Here is a 1,351-nt window from a genome sequence, read left to right as displayed (position 1 = left end):
AGGGCATAAGTCGATCATCGCGCACATGTACCGCTTTGTCCTGTAACGCACGGCGCGGTGCAGGTCACGCTCTGTGGGTGCCGCCGCGGGGGATGCGCCCCTGCCGGGCCTTGCGGCACCACAAGGACCAGGCGTGCGCGGCCCGCAGGAGGCCGACTGACTCGCGGCGATACCAAGAGGCCGGAAGGCTTCTGGCGCATCTTCCGCAAGGCCGCCCTCGCTGGCCAGTCCTTCGCCGGACCACCCGAGATCGGACAAGCCGCAGGCCTCTCGACATGCCGGCTCAACGCCCGAGCCAGGCCCTGGGGATGGGGAGACCTGCACCACCAACCCGCTTACTACGGCGCCGATTTGTGTACGTTGTTCGAGGAATTCAGCGTGAGGCCCTGCCCGGCGAGATCGGCCGGGCAGGGCCCTGGGCTCAGCTCACTTGCACTGGCCGGTGTGCGGCCCGTTCACGGTGTTGCCTGACTGCTGAAGGGCGGGTGTGTTGCCCGTGCAGCGCAGCGGCGCCCCGACCTGGTTGCCCTCGAATTCCGGGACGAGGTCCTCGGGCAGCAGGCCGCTGCCAACGTTGTCGTTGATCCTCACCGGCGCCGACATCGTGTTGGACGAAACCTCAAGGCCGCCGGTGTTGCCGTTCAGGGTCAGCGGGGCCTTGAAGGCGTTGCCCGCGCAGTCCGTCCCCTCACTGTCGCCCAGCAGCACGAAGCCGCTGCTGTTCGTGAGGGTTACCGGCGTGTCGAGGGTCGAGTGGCAGATGGTGACGGCGAGGGCACCGTCCGAGACCACCGGTCCGTTGATCTTTGCACCCGACACTGCCAGCGCTGCGCCGGGCCGCACCTCCACCGGCCCGTTCTGCGCAGCGCCGGGGGCGATGCACAGCGACTGGTCGGCGGCCACGGTCAGCGGGCCGTCGTGGTCCGTGATGCACGGCTGGCTGAAGCCGACGGTGAGGTCGGTGGGCGCGGCCGTGGCACCGGCCGTGAAGGCGGGGTCGCCGCCATAGGTGGCGGTGATCCTGTGCGGCCCGGGCTGGAACTTGCTGGTGGTGAAGGTCGCCCTGCCGCCGTTGAGCGGCACGGTCGCCAGCGTGGTCGTCCCGTCCGAGAGGGTGACCGACCCGGTCGGGGTGCCCGCGCCCGGGCTGGCCGAGGCCACGGTGGCGGTGACGTTGACGGCGTGGCCGAACAGCGGTGTCGCGGTGTCCGTGCTGAGCGTGACCGAAGTCCCGTACCGGAACGAGACGATGGCCTTGCCGTTGCCGTGGTTGACGCCCCGGAGGAGCACGACGTCGGTCGCCGACGGCTCCGCGTAGCTGCTGCCTCCGCCACCGCCCGCGCCCGGGAAG

The 1,351-nt window shown here is 70.3% G+C and carries 1 protein-coding gene; it reads right to left on the bottom strand.

Translation table 11 applies throughout. The features are described from left to right. Positions 1-426: 426 nt before the first annotated feature. The coding region (locus IEZ17_RS41620; protein ID WP_189308829.1) for an Ig-like domain-containing protein at positions 427-1,351 on the bottom strand (925 nt) is incomplete at its 5' end.

The sequence above is a fragment of the Streptomyces albospinus genome, from assembly GCF_014648695.1.
Lineage (GTDB): Bacteria > Actinomycetota > Actinomycetes > Streptomycetales > Streptomycetaceae > Streptomyces > Streptomyces albospinus.
The sequence above is the reverse complement of the archived record's forward strand: the minus strand, read 5'-3'. Positions and strand labels throughout refer to the sequence as shown.